The organism is Streptosporangium amethystogenes subsp. fukuiense (genome assembly GCF_042665875.1).
Taxonomy (GTDB): domain Bacteria; phylum Actinomycetota; class Actinomycetes; order Streptosporangiales; family Streptosporangiaceae; genus Streptosporangium; species Streptosporangium fukuiense.
On the sequence record NZ_JBHTEE010000001.1, the window covers coordinates 6146531 to 6168719 of the forward strand.

The window sequence follows — 22189 nt, forward strand, 5'->3', positions numbered from 1 at the left end:
AGTCGGGTGCCCGGATCCGGGCAGCAAAAAAGCCCCGACCGTACGGCACGGGGCAGGATGGCGGCTCCACTGAGAAGTGGCTCAGCGCCTCAGTTGCTCTCGTCTACAAGTCCAGGGATCGGCCCGTCGTCCTCGCCAGGCTCCGGCGGGTCAGGCCACAGCGCAGCTACGCGGGCGAGGTACGGCCACACCAAGGCGTGGATGATGTCCACGGCTCACACGCCGAGCAGCGCCGGCCACGTCTCGCCGGGGCCGACCTCGCCGTCCTTCGTGAGGCCCTTGTCGCCCTGAAGCCGCTTGACCTCAGCGACGACCTGCGGCGAGTACACGGTCGGGTCATAGACCTTCTCGTCCAGGTCCTTGGCGTAGCCGCGCGCCTTCAACAAGAAGAAGATCGTCTTGACGTGGTTGCCCTTCGCGCCAGGCTTGACCAGCGGCAGCTTGCCCACCATGACCTCCGTAGGATCCCTCTCGACCTTCTTGGCGTAGCGCGGGTTCCAAAACCCCGCGATCACCGAGGCGGAGCGGACCCGCCGCTTGCAGGCGTTGCCAGTGTTGGCCTCGATCGTCTGCACCCGCCCATCGGGCAGGACTCGCTCGATGATCCCGACATGGTCAATGTGCCGGATCTCATCCGACCCGCCCCAGTCGAAGAACACGATCGCGCCCGGCTCCGCGTACTTGAGGATGTTCGCGACGGTACCCGCATACCAGAGCCCCAGCCTGTCCCCGTCCTGCGCATGCCACACCGTGAAGGCGCGATCTCCAGCAGGCAGCACCGGGCCAGCGTTACCGGAGTCACGCGCCCACTTGGTGACCGCCTGCTGACACCACGGCGCCAGCAAGAACACGATGCCATGGCGGCTGGAGTAGTCCCGCGTGACACCGTTTGGCCGGCCCACCATGCCGAGGGACTTGCGGGCAGCGGCGAGCATCTTCGCCGCGGTCACTCCTCATCACCGCCCCGGTAGATGCCGTCCTTGTCGGGCTCCCCGTACAGGGAGGCGAGCACCGCCTCCTCGTCGGACTCAGTCGGACCCCACTCGCGGGTATCGACACGCTCGGCGACGAGCTCAGCCTCGGTTTTCTCGGTCACCGCTGCTCCTTTCGCTCACGATGTTTGGTCCGCCACGTGCGCAGGATGATCGCCAACCTCCACGCCAACACGACCGGCACCCCGCTGAAAGCGACCAGCCGCAAGACGACGAACCACTCCCCGTCCGGGATGGCAAGCCGTAGCGCCCACAAGCTGAGGCAAACGGCCAGCACACCCTGAAACGCCATCACATGCCGCCCCGCCGGCGTCTCCCACCAACGGGCCAGCAGCATCTGAGCCGCCACGCAAGCCACCGCCAAAGCAGCTGACACCAGCACTAGCCCGGTGCCGATCAGGTACGCGGATTCGTCAAGCACGGCCGCCACCCCCGAACGCGTCTTCGAGGAACTCACCGAAGCCGTTCTCCTCCCGCAACCGGCGCAGCCGAGCAGCCAGCGAACGCGTCCATTTGGCCCGCGCATGCGCCTGCGCGAACTCCTCCTCGGCCCTCCGCCAGGACTCTTCCGCTGCTTGTCTCGCCTCGTTGATGCCGGGCAGATCCTCTTCGTGTGGGGTCATCAGCCTGCCTCGATCTGGCGGGCCTTGATCTCAGCCAGCAGCGCCGCCGCCACCTGCGCGCCCTCCGTACTAGCCAGCAGCGCCGCCCGCACCTCTTCGGAGTGCGCCTTACGAGTGAGGTTGTGCGCCTCGCACTCGCCGACGTAGAGGGTCCGCCACTCGCCGGCATCCTCATTGGCCTCCGCCACGCGAGCATCCCTGTCGGCCTCGATCTCTTTGATGCGCTGGTCACGGTCCGCCCTCAGGTCATCCAAGGTGGACCGGGGCACGAGCGTGTTGGGCACGAGGTGACCTTTGAAGACCAGCCACCCGACGAACCATAGGACGCCAAGCAGGACACCGAATGCTCCCAGTTGCATGACGGGGATCTGTGCCCACTCCAATGCGGTATCCGCCTCTCTTGTAGCTGCTGATCGGCGGAGGGGAGCCGATATATGGGTAAGCGCCGCCCGCGGGGATACTGCGGGCGACACGATCAGAAAGTGAGGAGGATGCCCGCAGCCCTCAAACTGTTGATCAGAGCGTTGAGCTGGGCCCGGATCTCCACAGCATCGGACTGCAGGTTGTTGTACTGCGTCTGAGTAGGGGCTCCGCCGATCTGCCCTGATGCCATGTTCGCGGCGATCGCTACTGGTGCAGCCTGCGGCACCTGCACCAGCGGGACGTCACCGGACTGCGAGGATGCCCATAGTTGGCCACTGCGGGCGTGGATCCACACGTCGTCCGGGCCGAGCTCGCCGGTGTCCGGGGCGGGCATGGCTCGCAGGATCCACCCCCGGGACGCCTCCGTGAGCGGGGCGCGGGCTCGTAGCAGCGCCTGGAGCTCGTCGACGGCATTGCGGAGGCCAGTGAAGTCCCCCTCGTCGTCGGATGGGAATTTCGTCAGCGTCACGGCGCCTCCTGTCCTTCGAGGATGAGCTGGGCCACTTCCTTGCCGGCCGCTTTCGAGGTCGGGGTGATACCGATGCCGATGATGCGGCGGGTTCGCCAGTGCGGTAGATGCCATTCGTTGTCGTAGTGCAGGCGGGCGGCGTCGCCTAGAGAGTTCATAGTGATCGACGGTTTCTCACCGAGGGCGACGGTCACTGAGTCCACCCGCAACGCGCCCGGGGCGGTGGCCGCCCAATAGGAGGCGTAACCCTCCAGGGTGGTCATCTCGGTGACGGTGGAGTGAGTGACGGTTTTGTCGATGCGAGGCCAGCCGGCGGCCAGGTGGGCGAGCGCCTCGGCCGAGGTGGAGATCAGCGGTGTGGAGGCGGTGGACGCATCAGTGCTGATGCGGTCGCCGCGGGCCCGCCACCGGGTAGCGCCCCGTAGGGCGTCGATCTCTTCGCCCCATGACAGGATCTCGCCGCTGTAGGGGCCGTCGCTGAACAGGTGCGGGGCTGGGGACTGGGTGCCGAGCGGCATCCCCCACACCCAGTGGCGTTCCAACCCGTACGGGCCGGCCACAATGTTGATCGCCCATTCGAAGCCGCCCTCGACTTGCGCCAGTTCGGTGAGCCGTTGCCCGTATGTCGCCTCGTCTGCGGTGTAGGTGCGGTCTCTCACAGTGCCGGACGTGCCGCCTTGCAGGACCAAGCCCAGGTCGGCGTACGGCTGCCCTTGCGCGTGGTACAGCAGCTCGCGGGCGATGTCGATCTGGTCGAGGCCCTCGAACGGGCCGAGTTCCTCCTGGAGTTCGACGTGCAGCAGGTACGCGTCCAGGGTGCTGCCGCGTAACTGGATGGATGGGGTGTCTCGTCCGCTGCGGGAGATGGTGGCCGCGGTGATCCAGTACTCGCCCCATGGTTCTCCTGCCCGGTACACCTGGCAGGTGATGACACCAGGGCCCCGGTCTAGGACGGTTTCGCCGCGGGGGATGATTTCCGCTACCTGGTCGCCGACCTCGCGGCTCGGGATCGGGATCGTCGCGCTGAAGGTTCCTGGCTGCAAGATCCTTTTGTCGAAGGTGACGTTTTCCAGGTCAAGGTCGCCCAGGTAGGCGCCGTCCATCAGCCGAGAGAACACGTACCTGTAGAGAGCGCTGCCGACGCCGGGAGTGAACGGCGGCGGCGGCTCAACCGGCGGAGCAACCTCCGCTGATGGCACCGACAAGGTGATGCCGTGCCAGGCCAGCAGCGGACGGTTGAATCCGAACGTCTGCGCGCCTGACGAGGCGGAGGAGTTGACCTGCCGGGTCGCGACCCCCGTGGAGACGATCACCCCGCTGGACGCCTGCGCCCTCATCGTGTACCCGGGCGGGGCGGACCAGGTCGTGGGGCCGGAAATGTCGCCTGATGCGACACGGATTTCCAATGACGACGCCGTTGACGGCGCCACTGGCGGCGTCACCCCTTCGTCGCTGTCGTCCGTGGTCGCGTAGACCAGCGGCAGTGTCCGGTGGGCTCCGCTCACCGCGACGACGATGACCGTGCCGCCCTCGGCGCCTGACGGCTGCGAGCCCAGGTAGCTATCGGGTTCGCCCGCGGCGGCAACGCGGCGCCACACACGGGTGATGAACCGGCCTGTGCCTACCTCTGTGACGAACCGGAAACCGTTGATTGACGTGGCGGGGTCCACCGAGCGGAATGTCTCGACCGCGTATAACGTGTCGCCCGGTTGCACGCCGGGCGGGCAAGGCACGTCAAAGAAGCCGGCGCTGGCGACAACTCCAGAAGCTGAGCGAAAAGACGCAACCACACCCCACCCCCTGTACTGGTCGGTGAGCTGCTCAGATCCACGCGTCCCGGTACAGCAAGGTCAGCGAGGCGTTACCAGAGGCGGCGGTGTAGGTGATGGGGTTCGCGCCGGGGGCAAGGACCCAGTCCGCGACAGGTGCCGAGGATCCGGTGAGGGTGGACATGACACTGTCGCCGTCCACGGTCGCGGTGCCCTTATCGGTGTTGATCACCAGCTGTTTGCCGTCAGCGACGGTGGCGGCGAATGCGATCGTCCGCCCGGTGGCCGCGTTGACCAGTACCGGGTCTGTGATCGGCCCCGGCATCCGCACCACCGGGTGGGTCGCGGTATTGCCCGCGTTGATGGCTTGCACGGTGTCGCCCGCGGGGATGGACACGCCGGTCCGGTCGGGGTTGTAGCGGCGCGGATCATCGCAGGCGACGAGGATCGACACCCCAGGTAAACCGGCGTTGTAGTCGCCGTCCAACTGCACGTCTCGGTCGATGATCTGCCCGAATGCGAGTTGCGGCGCCCCGTAGGCTCTGATGACGAGCGGCAGCGCCGTCTCGTCCTCGGCGATACCGGTGACCGCGTCCAACTGGGCCAGCAGATCATCGACCTGCTCAGGGGTGGACGCGGAATCGAGTTGCAGGCGGATCGTCACGAGCCGCTGCTGGACGAGTTTCCGGGCGGCCCAAGCGCCGTGCCTTGATGGGCGAGGCACGTTGAGGTTGTCTACCTGCGGCATCGACCGCCAGCCCTCAACCGGTGTCAGCACCCGAAAGTTGGTGCCTGGCCCCCACAGGGTGTAGTTCCATTCGACTTGGCCAGGCAAGGTGATGGAGTCGCCGGGACGTACCGGTGTTGTGACCGTCAGCGGCGGGAATTCCGCTTCGGCCTCGAACGGGGCCAGGGGGAGACGCTGCCCATTCGTGACCGCCAAGGCCGGAAATTCCGCTTCGGCCTCGAACGGGGGCAGACGTACTCGTGCAGACGGCGTCGAGACCGTCAGGGCCGGAAACTCAGCTTCGGCCTCGAACGGGGCCAGGGTGAAGCTGACGCGGATCGACGGCAGACGGCGGATGAGGCGCGGCCGTATCGGGACACTGCGGCCGAGGCGGGCCACGGCTCACCCCCTTACCAGGATGCTGCGCGGTGGACAGCGACAGAGGCGCCGATGATCGGCCGCAGTGACGCGGCAGAAACCGCTGGGCCGAGCCAGCCCTCGTCGGACCAGCCGACATCGTCGGCATACGTCTCAGCGGCGCCGATGTTCGTCCACGTCGCCCCGCCCCACGCTGACGCTGGGATGGTGCGCGTCCCGGTAGCGGTACCGGTGGCGGTGCTGCTGTCCGCGGTGTTGTAGAGGCGTAGCTCCGCGGCGCCCGTGGTGTTGTTGGCCTGCAACTCCACCCGGATCCACTGGTTGACAGCCGGGGCCGCCGAGATAGTCGCGGTGGTCGCGGTGCTGGTCCCGTTGTAGACATTGACCCGGGCCTGGGTCGCGGTCAGCTGCACCTCAAAGGAGTAGAAATCAGCGGTGAAGAGAAGCATCAAGGTCGGGTCGGACGCCCAGGAGGCGGAGTAGAAGTAGCCGCGCATCCACCGGGTGCCGTTGCCGGACAGGTCATAGCCGAGGCTGGCTCTGGTGGGGCCGCTTTCGGCGGGCATCCGCGCAGACAGCAGCCCGTGTGCGGCGCGAGTGGTGGAGAAGGTGACATTCTCGGCGAGGGAAAACGCATTTCCGGAGGTGCCGCCGGAGTTGCCGGTAGAGATCGCCGTGGTGTTGGTGCCGCCTTCGAACGTGTTGGCGGCGCCGGCCACCTACTCCTCCCAAACCAGGTAGGTCACCGCATCGACCGCAGCCGGGGCATGGACACGCACCCTCAGGAAGCGGGACACGCCCACGACGAACTCCCGCCCGAGCGGCCATTGACGCATGTAGGACCCGGCTGGGGAGATCTGCTGCACGTCGCCGTACCGGCTCGCGGTGATGGTGCCTTCAGCGGTCGCGGTGTACCCGGTGGCTGAGGTGCCCAACGTCATCAGGGACGCGGGCGCGTTCGGGTCGTTGTATGGCTGCACCCCGGCGGCGACGTGCGCTGTGACCGTGGCGGCCACATCGACGTCGATGAGCTCGCACCTGATCGGCGCCGCGGCGGCGAACCCGGAAAAGCTGATGCCCCACTCGACGATCCGGATCATCCGGGTGGAGGGTGTGGCGATCTGCAGGAGAGTCTTGAGGCTCGTGCCGGTCGTGACCGGGGTCAGCGCAGCAGTGGTGGGCCGCGCACCGTTCGCGGCGAAGTACAACGTCACAGGTACTCCCGATGCATGAAAAAAGCCCCGCGCGGCGGCGAGGCAAGGAAAGCGGGCGGAAGGGGCGTCAGGCGGCGGCGCGGAGTTTCTGCAGGTAAGCGCCGCTAGTCGGCCACGTGATCTCGAAGTCGCCGTCGTTGGTGGGGAACTCGTCGCCGAAGTAGCGAAACAGCACCGCCCGGTTGCTGAGCCCTGGGGCGTAGATGAGCAGCCCAGAGGCGGTAATGGTCGTAGACGACCACAACAGGTCGCTCACCTTCCATGCGACCTTGTTCTCAGTGCCGGTCAAGGTCGCCCACGACAACACCGTGAGGTCCTGGCCGCCCCCTGTGTAACCCGGCCCGTTCGACTCGCCCGCGTTGAACGGGCTGGAGTTGTAGGCGGGGTTGGTCTGGTCGAAGTTGATCGTCCCGCCCGCCACCGAGCCGGTAAACAGGGCCGCTTTGAAAGCGCCCGGCGTGGTGTCAGACAAGTCCAACGCGATGTCGTCGGACATGGCTTTGACGAAGGTGTCGCTGAACCAGCCGTCCTGGAGCGCCACGAGTACCTCCTAGGGCAGGTTGATGCGGACGTGTTGACGTTCACGCCCGTCTGGGGTGGTCTCCCGGGTGATGACGTGGCCGAGCTGGCCGCGGACCTGTTGGGTCCGCGACCCGTCCTCGTGCCGCTCCTCGGTGACCTGGTCGCGGGTGACCCAGGTCTGCTCGTCGGTGATGACGTCGAGGGTGCGGCCCTGGCCGAGCGGCGCCCCGCCGCGCATCCACGCCCCGAACGAGCCATCGGTTGCTGGGTTGTGTGGCATGGCGAAACCGCCTCCTACCTGGTTGATTGATGATGGGAGGCGGTTTCAGCCTCGGCTGCGGCGCCGCATCGAAATCTGAGCGGTCACCTTCGGAATATCGGCCTCGGAGCGGACAGTCAGCCCGTAAATGTGCACGTCACCGCCAGGTGAGGTAGCTGATCCGCTTGGTGTGGACGTAGAGCCGCTCGCGCTGCTTGGTCCGCTGGAGTTCCCAGACGTGACCGCACCAGTGACCGGCCTCGATGTTGTTGACCAGTTCGTCGCGCCGCCGGTCAATGCCACACCGACTGTGCCGCGCGTCGCACCGAGGATCGTGATCTTCTTCGGCTCCGCAGCCTTCGCCGTGTCCCGAGGAGACCGCTCATCCCCCTTGGAGCCCACGTTGCCCTTGGCGTTGCTTCCCCCTCGGGGGGATCGTTCATCGCCTTTGGATCCCGCGCCGCTCTTGGAGTCACCAGCGGCAGCTGCCGCCGCTGAGATGGCGGTACCGAGCTGGGCCACCGCATCGGTGAGCGGAGGCACCTGCACGGCGATGACCTCACCCCACCCGGCTACCTCACCGGCGAGATGCCCGGCTACCTCCCCCACCCCGGTCAGGGATGAGGTGAGCGTGCCGGCGTCGCCGAGAGCGGCGTCCAGGGTGGACGTGGCTGCACCAAGACCTGTGGTCAGGCCCATGGCTGTGGTGTCCAAAGAGGACTTCAGCGCACCGATGCCAGTCACGGTCACCATCGCCCCACCAGCCGGGAGCGGGACACCGCCTCCGCCGGCCATGGACCCGCCCGCGGTATTGACCGCGGTCTGCTGCGGCACCACAGCCATGCCCATCGCAGACGCGGCCTCGCCGAGGATCTCCAAGCCGCGGCCACGCTTACCGGGAGACAACGGAATGTATGCCTCCCAGCCCGCCTCACCAAAGACCACGTCAGGACCTTGCCTGCCTGAGATCAACGCCGGAGACTTCGCGATCATCGCTGACGGGGACGACCCCACCGAGCGGATACCACCGGCCGCCATGTACTGTCGTCCGTCAGCATGCGAGATGCCGCCATAGGCCTTCGGCGTTGCCGGCGCCCTGATCCCCACAGGCAGTTCCAGCTTGATCCCGAGCAGCTTCTTCGCCAGCGTATACACCGCGTTTTCAGCGGGTTTCGTGTCCGCATCGATCGTGATCTTCTTGTCTTTCAGCTTGTCCGCAGCAGACTTGACATCGTCGATCTTCGTTGCGGCCTTGTCCGCCTCTGTCCGGCTGATCCCGAAGTTCTGCGCCAGCTTGTAGACCTCCTCGCGGGCTTCCTTGTTCTTGCCCGCGAGCTCGAACAGCTTCGGGATCTGCTCCTCGAACGCCTTGCGTGCGTCATCCGTCTTGCCCGTCAGGATGCCCTGAGCGCTCGACGTTTCCCCGACCTTCTGAGCCAGTTCGGCGAACTTCTGACGAGCCAACTCCGCAGCTTCACGCTGAGCCCCGGTCTTACCCTTCGTGATGTCCATCGACCCGCCGGCCGCGTCGATGGCCCGCTTGGTTTCCGCGTAGGAGTCCTTGAGCCCCGCGTTCACCAAGGTCGTTTCCGCGTATTGCCGTCTGGCTTCGGCGATCGTGGTGTTAGTGCCGTCCAGCGCTGACCGCACCGCGAACGCGTCCGAGGTCAGCCCCTTCTGCCCGTAGGCGAACGCGCCTGCCTTGGCGTTGGCACCCTCAAGGTTGATCTTGTGCTCGTTCAGTTTGGCGTTGACCTCAGCGATTGCCCCCTTGTTGCCCAAGGCCGCCGACCGGAGGGTCTCCAGGTTAATTCCGAGCTTCCGGGCCGCCTCAACGGCGCCGTTGTCAATCAGCTCAGCGCCGATCTTCTCCTTGAACGCGGCAGACATGGCGCCCTGCGACTCACCAAGAGCAGTCGCCAGATCACGCACCTTGCCAGCGGCCTCCTGGTTGGCCAGAGCGAACTCGCCCAGCACCAAGGCGCCCGCGCCGACCGCCAAACCCCAAGGTCCGCCTGCGCCGAGCATGCCCGCCAGACCGGACAGCTTTCCTCCGATGCCGGACTTGCCGGATCCAGCGGCGTTGCCGACGTCGTTCATCCGGTCACGCAGACGGCCCAGACCTTCGACCGCAGCGTTGATGCCCTTACCGGTGTTCACCGCGACATACACCGCGGCCACGGCCAGGGCGATCCCCCGAATGTGCTCCGGGGACATGTCTGCCGTGAGCTTGGCCAGCAGCGACAGCCCGCCGAGAGCACCGACACCGAACGGGGCCAAGGCCTCGACGATGTTGCCGCCGGTCTCGGCGACGTTCTTGAGGGTCTCCCAGATCTGCGGCCCGTTCGCCTTCACCTCGGCCATGAACTGCCGGAAGTTCGAATCCGAGCCGAGGCCGGTCCCCCACTTGGCGAACCCCTCAGACAGGTTCTCGACATTGCCGAGCAGGTCCTTGCCGTATGGGAGAAGCGCTTGGATGACGCCAGCGAAGCCCTTGAAGACGTTGCCGCCGATGTGCCCCAGCGAGGTGATGGCGCCAGGGATCTCCTTGTTGACGTCGTTGAAAAAGTCCTGCCAGAATTTTCCTCGAAGCGCCGTCTCGGCTTCCTTGCCGAGCCCGGTCAGTGCTCGACCTGCCCCGGCCGCGCCCGGGCCGATGAGCTTCAAGCCGACGCCCATCACATCGAGCCCCTGAGAGATCGCGGGCAGCACATCGGGCTGTAGACCGCGCTGCCACTTCAGGTACTCATCGCCGAACGCCTTCATGTCCTTCGCGAGGATCTTCTCCTGCTTGGACAGGTCAGCGAACGCGTCCTTGAGTCCGCCGGCGGATCCGCCTGCCGAGGACATCGCCGTGGCCTGCTGCAACCTCAACTGCTTGAGTTGGGCTTCCGCCTGGCTGACCTTGTCCTGGGCCGCGACGACGTTCTCTTGGGCCTGCCGGTACTCGTCGGTGCCCTTCACTCCGGCCTTGTTCGCCGCGGCGGTGTCCTTGATCGCCCGCGCCGTTTTGACCTGCTGCTCTTCCGACCTTTGCAGGGCCTGCTGGTAGGACAGCTCGGCGCGCTCTCGGTCCAGTTGGTCGGCCTTCGGATCAGCATTGACCTCGGCCAGCCGCTTCGCTGCTTCTCGTACGGCGAGAGCGGCATCCTTCTGAGACAACACCGACCGGTCAAGGCTGAAATTCATATCTTCCAGTGCGCGTCGGCCATCCTCTCGCGCCCTGGTCAGATCCTCCTGAGCCTGCTTCGCATCCGCCTGCGCATCCCTCAGTCGCTTCTCGGCCTGCTCCAGTTGCAGAACCTCACCGGCCGCCTGAGCCGCTGATTTGCCTGCCCCGCCGGTAGCCGCCCCCGCCCCGGCCGCCGCACTCTCCGACGCTTTCAGAGCTTCACTGACCCTGCCGAAGCTCGGAACCGCGACCGCAGCGAACGAAGCCGCTCCCAGACCTGCCGCGGCGAACGAACTACCGAGGGCGGTCACCCCGACGCCGATCGACGTCACCGCAGGTAGAGAAGCCAGAGCCGCGCCCACCATGGCGATGCCCGCCAGGGCGCCCCCCACATTCGCGTCTACAGAAACCCTGGCATCGCGACCATTGACCTTGGAGATCGCCCCATCGACCGCCCGTAGCTCAGCCAGTGCGGCGCCGATGTCAGCCTTGACGTTGATGTTGACTTCGTTGCGCTGAAGCTGCTCCAGTTCTCGCTCGATCTGCGCGAGCTCTGCCCTGGCCGCGGCGTCGTCGATGTCGACGCCGATCTTCTTGTCGGCGAGAGACTCCAACTGGCGTCGAAGTTCAGCGAATTTGACCTCCGCCGGGGTGGAGTCCGCGTCGATCTCAATCTTCGGCAGTGCCCGGGTGGCTGCTTCGAGGCGTTGACGCATCCGGTCCGCAGACGCCCCCGTCTCGACCATCTTCCGGCCGAGGTTCGTGGTCTCCTTCTGCGCCTGCCCCATCCCGGCGACAAAACCGGACACTCGGGCGCGAAGGGAGACGCTAACGGACCTGTCAGCCACGACTCACCGCCCATCAGATTGCGAATCGAGTCGTTCGGCACATCCACCCCAATAGGGCGTGGCATCATCACGAATGGATCGGGGCCATCCACGGGAAGGGATCCCCATGTCCCCTAAGGCTTTGTCTGTCATTGCGGCTGCGCTCATCGGCGCTGGCGCATTCGCCGGGTTCATCCCTGTCACATCACAAGGCGCTAACTGCGGGTCGGCGTTCGTAGAAAGCGATAACGCGTTCGTGTCGGATCTGACCGATTCGATGTTCGGCCGATCAAGCGATGCCCAGTCGACGTGCAGGGACCTGCGGGGCATCCTCAAGATCCCAGCGTTTATCCTCCTCGGAGGAGGAGCAGTCGCGCTCGTCAGCGCTGGCGTCGTCAACAACCAACGCCCAAAGATCACAACGTCGGACTAGACCTGTTCGATCTGCCACAGCAGCGCCTGCTCCCGCACGCTGCCCTTCTTGGCATGCTCGTCCTGCGCTTTGATTCGGGCATCACACGCGTAGCACCGGAATGGGTCGGCCACCGTGTACTGGTGGACTGGGGCTCCGTCTTGCATCGCTGTGGTCTCGCTCAGTTGCAGGCGACAGCCGGGACATTGGCCGACTTTCCACCGCAGGTACGCTTTCGCCCACGCCATGTCCTCTTCCAGCCAGCGGGGCTCCCACGTGGTGACCGTGCGCACGAGCCGCCCATCGTCGTCGTACTCGCGCTCTGTCACGGCGACCGCTTGACGGCCGAGCACCTCAGAGCGTGGGACGCCCCACTCGTGCGCTACCTGGAGTTCTTCTTGGAGCTCTGGAGCACTGCGGAGGCGGCGTAGGAGAAAGGGACGTCCACGTCCCGCTTGTTCACGCTGTAGGCCGCGGTGAACAAACTGTCCCACTGCGCCTGGGTGAGGACCTCGGCGAGCTGCCCAGCCTCATCCACGCTCATCTGCGGCTCGACCGCGCACGTGGCGACCAGCGCCACGGCGAACGTCTCCCAATCGACGTCTGCCCCGCTTTCCTCCGCGCCCTCCGCCGGCGGACATTCAGCCACCAGGTCAGACCAAGCTCGGCGGGGCAGGCCGCGGAACCTGAACACGGTGGTGTGCTCACGCATCCGCTCACGCAGCTCCACGATCTTCTGGGCGATCGTCGTAGCGATCGGGTTGGACCCGCCCGCCAGTGTGCCCTCTGCGGGCTTGTCCCGAGCGATCGCCAGGTCGCGCTCCAGGTCCTCGAACTCGGCCTGCATGTCCCCGGCGAGGCAGATCGGCACGGTCTTCTCGGGCCGCTTGACCTGGCCGATGATGTCCGCGATCGCGGACGTCTTGGCCGCCATCAGGCCGCCACCGTGGACTCGATGGAGTAGGTGCCGGACGCGTACAGCTTCAGCTGCACCTTCTCGTAGCTCTCCCTTTCGGGCGCCAGCGGCTTACGTTCACCGCATGTCACCTCATACACCTCGACCTTCTGGCCGGAGGCATATGGTGTCGCCGCGGCAACACCACGGCGAACCACGAGGTAGCCGGCGGTGCCGCGGGTCATCACACTCCACATGCGGTCCGAGGCTCCCGAGCTGTCCCTGTAGTAGGTGAGCTCGATCTGCGCCTTCGACCGGCCGGGGCTCTCGAAGTCCTGGGTGGAGGCGAGGACGTTGCCCTCGACGGTGCCCTCGTCGAAGCTGATGTCTAGGCCGTCGTCAGTGACGGTGTTCTCCAGCGCGACGATGCCGGCCGCCGTCAGCTCCGTAGCCGCAGACGGTGCGGTGATCGAGGCGATAGCCGGCACGAACGTCGCCTTGGTGTTGCCATCGGTAAGCCTCTTGGCCACGGCCCTACTCCTCTACCTTGGGGGCGGGCCGGGAGGCCGCCTTGCTGCTGGTCTTGGGGGTGCCGGATGGGTCCGGCTGAGGCTCGGCGGGCCGCTCTGGGGCGGACTCGGCGCCGGGTTCTGGGATGGGGCCGACGATCGTGTAGCCCTCGCGGTGCTCCCAGAAGGCGAGAGCGGTGGAGTCGACGGGGAACTCGTTGCCGTACTCGTCGCGGATCAGGTGCTGGCCCATGGGCGCCCCTAGATCCGCTCGACGGTGTAGGTGACGGAGGGCGTGGTCTCCCATGCGAGGGAGATCAGGTTGTCTGCCGGGTTGATGTACTCGGGGAAGGACAGCGGGATCACGCGCGTCGTAGCGGTGGCGATCGTGATGACCTTGGCCTGGTTGGCGCCGCCGTAGCGGGTGGTGCCGTAGGCGGAGATGGTCAGGTCAACATCAGAGCCGGAGGCGTTGGTGACGCGGATGATGACGTTGTTGTCGGGCGTGATCTTGTCGCCGGACGCGGCGTTACGCACCGTGGCGACCAGACCATCGGTCGTGATCGCCTGCGCGGAGTAGGTAGCCACACGGGCTCCTTTCGGGAACGAAAAAAGCCCGCACGGTAGCGGGCTGGATCAGGCAGGGAAAGTCAGGCGGGGTCGGACCTCGTCAGGTACTGGGCTGTGGCGATGAACAAGCCGGTTGACTCGTCATCCCTACGGACGGGCTGTGAGCCCTCCTCGACGGCGGGCCACACCCGGCGGCCGACCACGGTCGGTGTCGCCCCGAGCAGGGCGGCGGCGACCTTGTCAGCCACCCACGCAGCTTGATCCGGTGATTCGCCGACCGAAGTGACTTGGTAGCGGAGCTCGTTCGGGCCGTCGTTGACGAGGGTCCGGTGGAAACTCGACTTCATGCCGCTGTCCGGGTAGAAGACCGCGAACGGCGGAGTAGCTCCCGCATCAGCCTCGGCCCAGTAGATGTCGCACGTTGCCGGGACCCCGGCCTGTACGAACGTCAGCAGCGCGTCCACGAGAGGCCGAGACGGCAACGGGGTCACAGCAGCCCCCGGACGATGTCGTCCAAGCCCTTCAGGAACAGAGGCTCGCGCTTAATGGCTGCGCGAGCACCATCGAGATGCGGCGGCTGGTTACGGGATCCGTACTCGAACCCGGGGCCCATGTCGCCCTGCTTGCGCCGGGTTTCGGGGCCGACCTCCCACTCGATCATGTCCGCTCGCGGGATCTGCTCAGCAGTGATCGCCTTCGGATAGTGCTGGCCATGGCGGCGAGCGGTGAGTTTCGCGTTCTCCCGCCATTCGTCCCGCAACTCTTGGGCATGCTGTTTGGTCAGTGAGTGCGTTTTCTCCGCTACCTCGCGCTTTGCGTCCTCGAAGTAGCCGACGAGGGCCAGGAGTTCACTGCCGTCGATGTCCACCGCTCACCCCTCCTTGTCCTCGACGAGGATCCGCCGAGCGGTGGATGTACCGGACAGGGCGATGGCGATGACTTCGAGCGGCCTGTCGATCAGCCACACGTCGTCGCTGGCGGTGACGGTCAGCCGGTCCTCGCGGTGGATCTCCGGGGAGGCGTCCCACGGGAGAACGGCTGTGTACTGATGCAAGGCGACTTCGTGTTCGCCCCACTCGGCCTCACGGGAGGAGCGGGGTTTGACCCGGCACGCTCCCGTGTAGATGGTTTCCCACGCCTGGACGAGTTCACCGGTCGCCTCGTCCAGGACCGGGGCGCCGTCTTTACGCTCCACCGTGCAGGTGTCCCGCATGAGTTGCAGGGCTGCGGCTCGCCCTCGGGCGAGGACCCCGGACACGCTCATCGGGGCCTCACCACGTACGCGGACGGCGGAGCGCCAAGGATCTGCCGCAGTGCGCTTTCCTCGCCAGGCAGCAGGTTCGACGCCGTGGTGAGAGCGTCACTGGCGTAGGTGACGGAGTAGTCATCGATCGACTCCGACCGGATCCCCGCCTCCATGCCTGTGGCGTCCGCTGTAGCGCCGAGCCGTACGGCGACGGAGCACACCAGTTCTAGGAGCTCGTCTGGGATGGTGGCCAGCCCGTGGGTGTAGGTGGCGTTCACATCGGCTGGCCGGCACTGGCGGGTCGGCCAGGTCGTGATGTTGTGGACGCGTTCACGCCCGTCCCACCACCAGCCCGTCACCGGGCCTCCGCCATCCTCGCTAAGGCGTGTGATAGCGGTAACCGCGGTGATGGGCGGCCCTGGCAGGATCGCTGTGCCGTCTTCCACCCGCACCCGGACGGTGGACGTCATGGATGAGATCTGCTGCCCGGCAGCCCGCCGGATCCGCGCCGAAGCACGGGCAAGGAGAGCCTCCTCCTCGCCGGCAGGCAGGCTGTAGCCGAGTCGTACAGCGTCGGGCAGCGTCGCGAGAGAGGCCACAGTGACCTCCTCAAGCCTTGGCGCCGTACCGCTCGACGAGGTCGGTCTTCGTCATCGCCTCAGCGTCATCGATGGACGCGCCGTGCACGCGGTGGGCGTAACCCACCCAGGTGCCCTTGGATGCGTTGGGCGCCGGAGGTTGTTCAACCTCCGGCTCCTCAGTGAAAGGGCTACCATCCTCGTTGACCCGAGCCAGGTAGCCCTTCGTGAGCTGCTCCTGCATGCTCTCTCCCAACGGGAGATCCATCTCCCAGACGGATCCGCCAGCGCCGCGAAAGAAACCGGTTCCGTCTGCCATCAGGTACCCCGCGGAACCCTGAACGCGGTGATGGTGCCCGCGAACGACGCCGCGAAGTCGATCTCGATGGTGCCGTCGGACTGCAGGAACCGGCCGGACTCGAACGGGCCAATGAACTGCACCCCCGACGTCGCGGCGACGGTAACCGCCAGGTCGCCCTGGCCTGCGGCGAGCGCGGGCGGGCTGTCGCCAGCCTTGATGGTGACGACCCGGTCGGTGCCGTTGGTGTTGGCGACCCGCAGGATGGTCAGCTCTGGCCGGGCCGCGGCGATGTACATGCCGTTGCTCTGGTCGATCGTGGTACCTGCGGGCTGGGCGAGGTTGCTGTTGGCGACGAGGCTGGAATAGGGGACTACCGTCCTAGCCATAATCAGGCTCTCTTTCTCGTGATCTCAGAAGGGATTAGGTGCCTGATCAGGTCTGCGAGGCGGCGGCAGTGGCGATACAGTCCGGGCGAACCAGCTTCGCGCCGTACAGCGCCAGACCCTTGACAGCGTCGCTGAATCCGCCCTCGGGGCGGTATGCCTCGGTCTTGTTGATCTGCTCCGCGAAGGAGATCGCCATCGGCGAACCGGCCTGCACGATGTAGTCGTCGCCGGTCACGTTGATCGCGTTGTTCGACACGAGGATGTCGAAGCCCGCGGCGCGGCCGACCATGCCGTTGCGCAGACCGTCCTGGGTGCCGGACTCGTTGAGCTTGATGAACCTGCCGTCCAGCAGGAGGCGGCCGTGGAACCACGGCGGGATGACGGCGTAGCGACCTTCGTTGGGGACGTTCGCCTCATCGAGCTTCACCTTGAGCGGCACCAGAACCTTGTCGTAGGCGTCGGTCGGCGTGGTCGCGGTGACGGCGACAGTGCCGAGCGCGTTGGCCGACACGACGCCGGTGTACAGGCTGGCCACGTACTGGTCAACGACGTCAGCGAGCTTGTAGGCGGCGCGGGAGATCGCCTCGGGGATGACGTTGCCCTTGGCCTGGCGGGCATCGACGTCGTCGACCTTGAACGCGAAGTACTTCGCCTGGTCGATGAGCAGCGTCCGCTGGGCGTCGGTCAGCTCTTCGGGGGTGATCGTGGTGCTATTGGGCACGTAGGTGCCGATGGTCGGGTCCGAGATCGAGGTGATCCGGACGGTGTCGCCAGCCTCCTGAATCTCTCCCTCGTAGTCGCGATTGACGATGCTGGGGCCCGCGTAGACGAGGGCCTTGCGGAGCGCAACCAGCAGGTTAGCGCTCCAGATTTCGGGGCGGAAACGGGTGATCGCCACGTTTCACTCCTTTTCTGGGTTAACTGGAAGCGCCGAGAAGGTCGTCGAAACGGCCTTCCTTCTGCGCCTGGACAATGGCTTCGGGCGACATCCGTTTGAGGTCGGCCTCGGTAAGCTGGGCTGGCTTCTGGGGCCCCTTGCGGGCACCGCCGTCCCCTGAGCCCTGGAACCGCTTGCCGCCTTGCGCAGCCACAGCCAGGTAGGGCTTCTTCTCCAGAAGCTCGTCGAGAGCTTCCTTGATTGCCTCGGCGTCGATCTTGTCGCCGTCGAGGAAGTCAGCGATCTCGCCGGAGCGCATCAGGTACGTGACAGCATCGCCCGCGTCCTGGAATCGCTTCGCAGCAAGAACTTCGATCTTGTCGGAGACGCGGTCCTTCAGGACCTCCGCCTTCAGTTCCGCCTTGGCCTCCGCGCGAATGGCGTCCAGATCCGGCGCCTTGACCTCGGCGTCACCGTCTGCGCCGGGGGCCGCACCTTCGGCCACTTTCCTCAGCCGGGCGAGTTCAGCAAGCGCCTCATCCCGCTCCCTGGCCGCAGTGCGACGCAGTCGATCCGCCTCACGGCGCCGGTCCTTCTCCGCCTGCAGAGCCTTCGTGCCCGCCTCGCGGAGCGGCTCATCATCAGGTTGGTCGCTCTGCTGCACATCATCAGAGGTGGCGGAGTTATCGGCCTTGTCGTCGATGTCATTCGCGGGCGCATCCTCTATGACCACGTCGTCAGCATCTTCGGCGGCGCCAAACACGGGCCAGATGGGCTGTCCGTTGCGGAGCAGCCCGAGCGCCTGAAGGCCGGTGCGCGGGTGGATGGGCAGCTCGTCAGCGAGCGTCATGTGGTGATCTCCCATTGCGGAAGGTGGAGCCCGCGCGTTGCGCGAGGGCATGCGAAAGACCGGGCCTGCCTACTGGCGGGTCCGGTCGAGTGGTGTCAGGTCAGGTAGCCGAAGCGGCGAAGGAGCCTCACGGCCTCATCGCGGTCGCCGGCGGCGTCCTGCAAGATCTGCTCAGGCATGGGGCGAATCGCGAAACGGCGCCCCGTTGTGGCGCCCATGCGGCGGCCAGCGAACCCGCGGCGAGACGTACCCTCCGTAGTGACCAGCCGCTCCCCCGCGACCTGCATACCGCGGCGGGCGTTGACGACCTGCCCGAGGTCGGAGCCGAGCCTGATCGCCTCCGCACCAGCCTTACCGAACGCCTTGTCCTGCTGCTGCTCGGTCATGCCGTCGAAAATGCGCCGAGGTGATGCCCCCGGCAGCGGGCCGGTGCCGTCGTGGACGATCGCGGCATGCCAGCAGTCACACCGCGGATGGCGGGCGAACCCCTCTGACCAGGAGTACTGCCGCCCCGACAGGATGATGCAGCGCGAGCATGACGGCAGGCTCAGCATCCGCACATACGTCGTGAACCGCCGGTTCCCAGTGATCCCTACAGTCGTAGCGGCACGCCCAGCATCAGCGACCTGCGTGGAAGCCAGCAACGCCATGAACTGGCGGCCGTGCCTCAACGCTTCCGGGACGCTCCGCCCCTCGCCGATCCATCGCTTAGTGAAAACGATGGGCATGTACAGCAGCGACTCCAACGACCGCCCATCAGAAGCGATACCCGCGAGAGCATCAGCGACCACCAAGGCCGAATCGCCCAACGCGACACCTTGGGCGGCAGCCAACTCCTCCAAGTACGGGTTGGCCTCTTCTGCCGCAGCGAGCTGAGCTCCCGCGACAAGCGCGAGGACCAGTCTGCCGATACCAGACAGCCATGATTCCGTGAGACTGTCTGGGGCGAGTCGATCCCACTGCTGCACAGCAGACCTGACCGCTGCCATGGAGATCTGTTCCTGTCTGCGGTGGTAGTCGTGGCCGACCTGCTCGATCGTGGCCACCGGCTACACCGCGGGGACAGCATCCGGCGACACAGCAAACGGATCCTCGTCAGGCTGAACTGTCGGCGGGCTGGCCGGGATCTGCGACTTGCCGTTCACTAGCAGAGCCATCGGGTCCATCTCCATCTCCGCCTCACGCATCCGCAGAACGCGTGCGACCTCGGGCGGCTCCAGCCCGTACTGCTCGGCGATCCACTCCAGCGGGAAGCCCATGGATTTGAGCTTCATGAGCGCGTCGACCTTCTGCGCGAGCGCCCTGAACTGCACGTCGCCCCACATGACCGTCCCGGACCTGGCAGCCTTGGCCTTCCCGTCGTCGCCCATGACGTTAGCCATCAGCGAGTGGATCTCACGGACGCCGCCGTTGACGTAGACGATCCGCTCGCCCGTCTTGGACACCAAACCGGTCTCCGCGGCGGTGAGCGCCTCGGCCGACAGGTTGGCGACCTTGCCGATCAGGTAATGCGGCGGCGTCCTCGTCTGAGCGGCGAGGTGCTCGATCGCCCGCTCGATCACGTTCGAGTAAGCGCCGAGGTCCGCGGCCGGCCAGTTGCCGATTTTCGCGTCTCCGGTCAGCCACAGGATGCGTTCCTTGACCAGGGTGTCCAGCTCGATGGGGCGTTCGCCGACCTTGACGCCGTCCGAGTTGAGGACCGGGATCTTGGGGACGTCGGCGCCCATGACGACGCGCTGCGGTAGCGACGCGAAATCCAGGCTGTTCATCAAGTAGGCCCAGGTCAGGTTGATCGCGTCCTGCATGGCGATCACACCGTCGATGTCGCTGATCGGATTGTCGTCCAGCAACGTCTGGTTGCGTAACTCCACCATCGGCACCACGCCCATGGGGTTCGGAATCGGCCACGTGTCATCCCGGTCGCCCTGCCGCGGCTGCCACCCCTCCGGGCTGGCGCGACGCACCGGCCCATCCCCAGGCACATACAAGCCAGACACGCTGTACCCGGTACGTGCATACCGGGGGCGGGAGAACTTCCACACCCAGTCCGGCGTGTACAGGGTCGCGTACTCCGTCGTGTCGTCCGACCACAGCTTCAGCGCCGCCGACCGAGCCCCCGTGTCCGTGTCGTAGCCGACGATCGCCTGATCCGGGCGCTCCCACGTCACCCTCGGGGCCTGATCATCGGTCGGATCGGCCCACACCAAACAGTACGAACGAGCCGCCGCCAACGTGACGACGAACGCCTCCGACGAACCCCGCTCGCAGTCCGCGGCACGCCACGCCCGCGACAACTCCTCATCCGGTTTCGTCTCATCGGCGTCCAGTCGGATCCCGAGGACGTTCATTCTTTCGGCAGGAGCCGCAGCGACCGGAGCACACCAGTTGTCGCTGAAGCCGGCGAACCGGTCAGCGAAGTAGTCCCGAAACTCCGGGCTGGCGTAACAGAGCTTGTGAACGCCCCGGTAGTAGTCCAAGCGGCGACGAGTGTCTGTCTCCCGTAGCCGCAGCTCATCCGCCAACCGGTTAAGAATCTTGACTGCGTCGCGCACCTCATCGTCCATCTGCGGCTCAGCCACGGGCGTCACCTCCGTCTAGTCGATGACGCCGTGTACAGCTCAGATGATGTGGAGCGGGTAGCGCCTGCCGAGATTGCATCGCAGCGGGCTTCCCAAGACAGGTCGCCCGCCATAGCTGCGTCGATCTTGAATGGTGAATCAGCGCGTTCCTTGCGGATCGTCCACAGCGGCTTCCCCTTGTCGTCCTTCTGCTTCAGCGCATGACGACGCGAGTTACCGATGTGCTTGGCGAACGTCTCATCACCACTGTGTGAAAGCTCGCCCGAGGTCATCGCTCCGCCGTACGCACGCAACGAGTAGGCCATCTGCAAGGGGCGGTGAGTCCACCACTCGATGACGCGTTTCTCGCCCCACCGGCCGCGCCACCGGTTGACCATGCCGTCCCAGTACGGGGGGTCGGCGTACATGCGCCATACCTCGTACTCGTTGAACGCCTGCTTCAGGACGTCATCGACCTCGTTCTCGGGGCACTCCCAGTTTTCTTCCTCAGACGGGCACTCCCAGATGCCAAGCGGCCACTGATGACCTGACTCCACACCCGTAGCGATCAACGCGGTCGCGTCGTGGAACTGGCTGCCGTCGAAGCCGATCGTGATGAGCGAACCCTTGGGGACCATGAAATCTGGTCGGGCCAGACTCTCCCACCGCTTGACGTCAAACGCCTGTTTGCCGGCTTGGACGCGCCGGTTCAGCCACACCCGCTCCCAGTACGCCTTATCGGTGTCGGGCTGGTTGCGCAACGAGACGATGGCTTCGACCTGGCCTTCGAAGTCCGGCCAAGTCGCGATCGACGGGCCTGATGCTTCGATCACCGCATCTGCGGCCTGGTCGAAGTCGTCGAGGTCCTCATCGATTTTCGGTGCGGCCTCGCGGTGAAAGAAGAACAAGGTCTTGTCCTTGGCCTTGCCCTGTTCCACCAATTCCGCGTACTCGTGCGTCCCCTCGGCCACCGAGCCCTCGCCCGGCGTGTACGTCGTTGTCGTCTCCAACGACCACGGGTCAGCCATCATCCGCTTCGGGATGTTGGCCAGCATCGTCTGATGCGCTTCCTTCAGACGCCGCAGTGTGAACCGGTGAGTCTCGTCGAAGTGCTGAAACGTCGTCCGGGCGCCATCTCGGGAGTCGGGAGCCGCGGCCAGAGCAACTGCTTTGCCGTCGCCGCCGATGCGCATGATGCGCTCCAAACCGGCGTCAAACAGGTCGGCGTCCTCACCCTCGGCGACCATCACCAGGAGCGCGGCGTACGCCAGGTCCTCAGTCTGTTCCTCGGTGTAGGCAACCATCGGGATATATGGGTCAGTCACCGGCCGGCCGACCGGTATCCACACTCCGCCCTCTTTACGAAACCCGTCACAGCGGACCGGCCCCTCAGGGTGGAGCTCGGCGAACGCAACCGCGGCAGCGAGCTCCGTCTTCGCAGTGCCCTTACGAACCGATAGACCCGCCCGCTTGAAGCGACGCTTCCCTTCCCGGGGATGCCCCTTCGGGTAGACCTCGTACCAGCGGTAAATCAGCGCCCGCTTCTCGTCGTCGAGCTTGTAGTCCTTGCCCCGCAGATCGCCAGGACCGTGCACACATCGCTCTTCGAGGAGGTCACAAACCTGCGGTCCG

At 66.0% G+C, this 22189-nt stretch carries 29 protein-coding genes; all 29 read right to left on the minus strand.

The window, feature by feature from the left end; genetic code table 11:
• Positions 1-215: 215 nt before the first annotated feature.
• Complete coding sequence (locus ACFQVD_RS26385; RefSeq protein ID WP_343982093.1) at positions 216-950, minus strand: CHAP domain-containing protein; 735 nt, start codon at positions 948-950, stop codon at positions 216-218.
• A complete protein-coding gene (locus tag ACFQVD_RS26390; protein WP_343982089.1) occupies positions 947-1096 on the minus strand; it encodes a hypothetical protein in 150 nt (49 codons plus the stop codon). Before ACFQVD_RS26390 ends, ACFQVD_RS26385 begins: the two co-directional genes overlap by 4 nt.
• Positions 1093-1413, minus strand: coding sequence for a putative phage holin (locus ACFQVD_RS26395; RefSeq protein WP_343982086.1), 321 nt, complete (start codon positions 1411-1413; stop codon positions 1093-1095). The genes ACFQVD_RS26390 and ACFQVD_RS26395 overlap by 4 nt, the downstream gene beginning before the upstream one ends.
• Positions 1406-1615 carry a DUF7620 family protein gene (locus tag ACFQVD_RS26400; RefSeq protein WP_343982085.1) on the minus strand — a complete coding sequence of 70 codons (210 nt, stop codon included), beginning with the start codon at positions 1613-1615 and terminating at the stop codon, positions 1406-1408. Before ACFQVD_RS26400 ends, ACFQVD_RS26395 begins: the two co-directional genes overlap by 8 nt.
• On the minus strand, positions 1615-1974 hold the full coding sequence (locus ACFQVD_RS26405; protein WP_343982082.1) for a hypothetical protein: 360 nt from the start codon (positions 1972-1974) through the stop codon (positions 1615-1617). The genes ACFQVD_RS26400 and ACFQVD_RS26405 overlap by 1 nt, the downstream gene beginning before the upstream one ends.
• 116 nt (positions 1975-2090) lie before the next feature.
• Entirely contained in the window at positions 2091-2507 is a 417-nt protein-coding gene (locus ACFQVD_RS26410; protein WP_343982079.1) for a hypothetical protein, read from the minus strand.
• Complete coding sequence (locus ACFQVD_RS26415) at positions 2504-4177, minus strand: hypothetical protein (RefSeq protein ID WP_343982075.1); 1674 nt, start codon at positions 4175-4177, stop codon at positions 2504-2506. Before ACFQVD_RS26415 ends, ACFQVD_RS26410 begins: the two co-directional genes overlap by 4 nt.
• Before the next feature lie 151 nt (positions 4178-4328).
• Entirely contained in the window at positions 4329-5402 is a 1074-nt protein-coding gene (locus tag ACFQVD_RS26420) for a phage distal tail protein (RefSeq protein WP_343982072.1), read from the minus strand.
• An 11-nt stretch (positions 5403-5413) separates the two neighbouring features.
• The gene (locus ACFQVD_RS26425) at positions 5414-6100 is read right to left on the minus strand and encodes a hypothetical protein (protein WP_343982069.1); all 687 of its coding nucleotides are present in this window, start codon (positions 6098-6100) and stop codon (positions 5414-5416) included.
• Positions 6101-6595, minus strand: a complete 495-nt coding sequence (locus ACFQVD_RS26430; RefSeq protein WP_343982066.1) for a hypothetical protein — start codon at positions 6593-6595, stop codon at positions 6101-6103. It lies immediately after the preceding gene.
• A 67-nt stretch (positions 6596-6662) separates the two neighbouring features.
• A complete protein-coding gene (locus tag ACFQVD_RS26435) occupies positions 6663-7136 on the minus strand; it encodes a hypothetical protein (protein ID WP_343982063.1) in 474 nt (157 codons plus the stop codon).
• A gap of 9 nt (positions 7137-7145) precedes the next feature.
• Positions 7146-7397, minus strand: a complete 252-nt coding sequence (locus ACFQVD_RS26440; protein WP_343982059.1) for a hypothetical protein — start codon at positions 7395-7397, stop codon at positions 7146-7148.
• 45 nt (positions 7398-7442) lie between these two features.
• A complete protein-coding gene (locus ACFQVD_RS26445; protein WP_343982057.1) occupies positions 7443-11336 on the minus strand; it encodes a hypothetical protein in 3894 nt (1297 codons plus the stop codon).
• Between the two features lie 468 nt (positions 11337-11804).
• Complete coding sequence (locus ACFQVD_RS26450; protein ID WP_343982054.1) at positions 11805-12116, minus strand: hypothetical protein; 312 nt, start codon at positions 12114-12116, stop codon at positions 11805-11807.
• Positions 12117-12169: 53 nt separating this feature from the next.
• Complete coding sequence (locus ACFQVD_RS26455) at positions 12170-12721, minus strand: hypothetical protein (RefSeq protein ID WP_343982051.1); 552 nt, start codon at positions 12719-12721, stop codon at positions 12170-12172.
• The gene (locus ACFQVD_RS26460; protein ID WP_343982048.1) at positions 12721-13212 is read right to left on the minus strand and encodes a phage tail tube protein; all 492 of its coding nucleotides are present in this window, start codon (positions 13210-13212) and stop codon (positions 12721-12723) included. The genes ACFQVD_RS26455 and ACFQVD_RS26460 overlap by 1 nt, the downstream gene beginning before the upstream one ends.
• 4 nt (positions 13213-13216) lie before the next feature.
• Entirely contained in the window at positions 13217-13444 is a 228-nt protein-coding gene (locus ACFQVD_RS26465; RefSeq protein ID WP_343982045.1) for a hypothetical protein, read from the minus strand.
• A gap of 8 nt (positions 13445-13452) precedes the next feature.
• Positions 13453-13779, minus strand: a complete 327-nt coding sequence (locus ACFQVD_RS26470; protein WP_343982041.1) for a hypothetical protein — start codon at positions 13777-13779, stop codon at positions 13453-13455.
• A gap of 62 nt (positions 13780-13841) precedes the next feature.
• On the minus strand, positions 13842-14225 hold the full coding sequence (locus tag ACFQVD_RS26475; RefSeq protein WP_343982038.1) for a hypothetical protein: 384 nt from the start codon (positions 14223-14225) through the stop codon (positions 13842-13844).
• A gap of 23 nt (positions 14226-14248) precedes the next feature.
• Positions 14249-14629: a hypothetical protein gene (locus tag ACFQVD_RS26480; protein ID WP_343982035.1), complete on the minus strand. Its 381-nt coding sequence runs from the start codon at positions 14627-14629 to the stop codon at positions 14249-14251.
• 3 nt (positions 14630-14632) lie between these two features.
• On the minus strand, positions 14633-15025 hold the full coding sequence (locus ACFQVD_RS26485) for a DUF6093 family protein (protein ID WP_343982031.1): 393 nt from the start codon (positions 15023-15025) through the stop codon (positions 14633-14635).
• The gene (locus ACFQVD_RS26490; protein WP_343982027.1) at positions 15022-15366 is read right to left on the minus strand and encodes a hypothetical protein; all 345 of its coding nucleotides are present in this window, start codon (positions 15364-15366) and stop codon (positions 15022-15024) included. Before ACFQVD_RS26490 ends, ACFQVD_RS26485 begins: the two co-directional genes overlap by 4 nt.
• 250 nt (positions 15367-15616) lie before the next feature.
• Positions 15617-15829 (minus strand): hypothetical protein, encoded by a 213-nt coding sequence (locus tag ACFQVD_RS26495; RefSeq protein WP_343982024.1) that lies wholly within the window; start codon positions 15827-15829, stop codon positions 15617-15619.
• A 74-nt stretch (positions 15830-15903) separates the two neighbouring features.
• Positions 15904-16272 (minus strand): hypothetical protein, encoded by a 369-nt coding sequence (locus tag ACFQVD_RS26500; protein WP_343982021.1) that lies wholly within the window; start codon positions 16270-16272, stop codon positions 15904-15906.
• Between the two features lie 46 nt (positions 16273-16318).
• Positions 16319-17170: a phage major capsid protein gene (locus ACFQVD_RS26505; protein ID WP_343982019.1), complete on the minus strand. Its 852-nt coding sequence runs from the start codon at positions 17168-17170 to the stop codon at positions 16319-16321.
• A 19-nt stretch (positions 17171-17189) separates the two neighbouring features.
• Positions 17190-17999, minus strand: a complete 810-nt coding sequence (locus ACFQVD_RS26510) for a hypothetical protein (RefSeq protein WP_343982016.1) — start codon at positions 17997-17999, stop codon at positions 17190-17192.
• A gap of 95 nt (positions 18000-18094) precedes the next feature.
• Complete coding sequence (locus ACFQVD_RS26515) at positions 18095-19045, minus strand: hypothetical protein (protein ID WP_343982013.1); 951 nt, start codon at positions 19043-19045, stop codon at positions 18095-18097.
• A 3-nt stretch (positions 19046-19048) separates the two neighbouring features.
• Positions 19049-20578, minus strand: coding sequence for a phage portal protein (locus ACFQVD_RS26520; protein ID WP_343982010.1), 1530 nt, complete (start codon positions 20576-20578; stop codon positions 19049-19051).
• 5 nt (positions 20579-20583) lie between these two features.
• Positions 20584-22152 (minus strand): hypothetical protein, encoded by a 1569-nt coding sequence (locus ACFQVD_RS26525; protein ID WP_343982007.1) that lies wholly within the window; start codon positions 22150-22152, stop codon positions 20584-20586.
• Between the last annotated feature and the right edge of the window lie 37 nt (positions 22153-22189).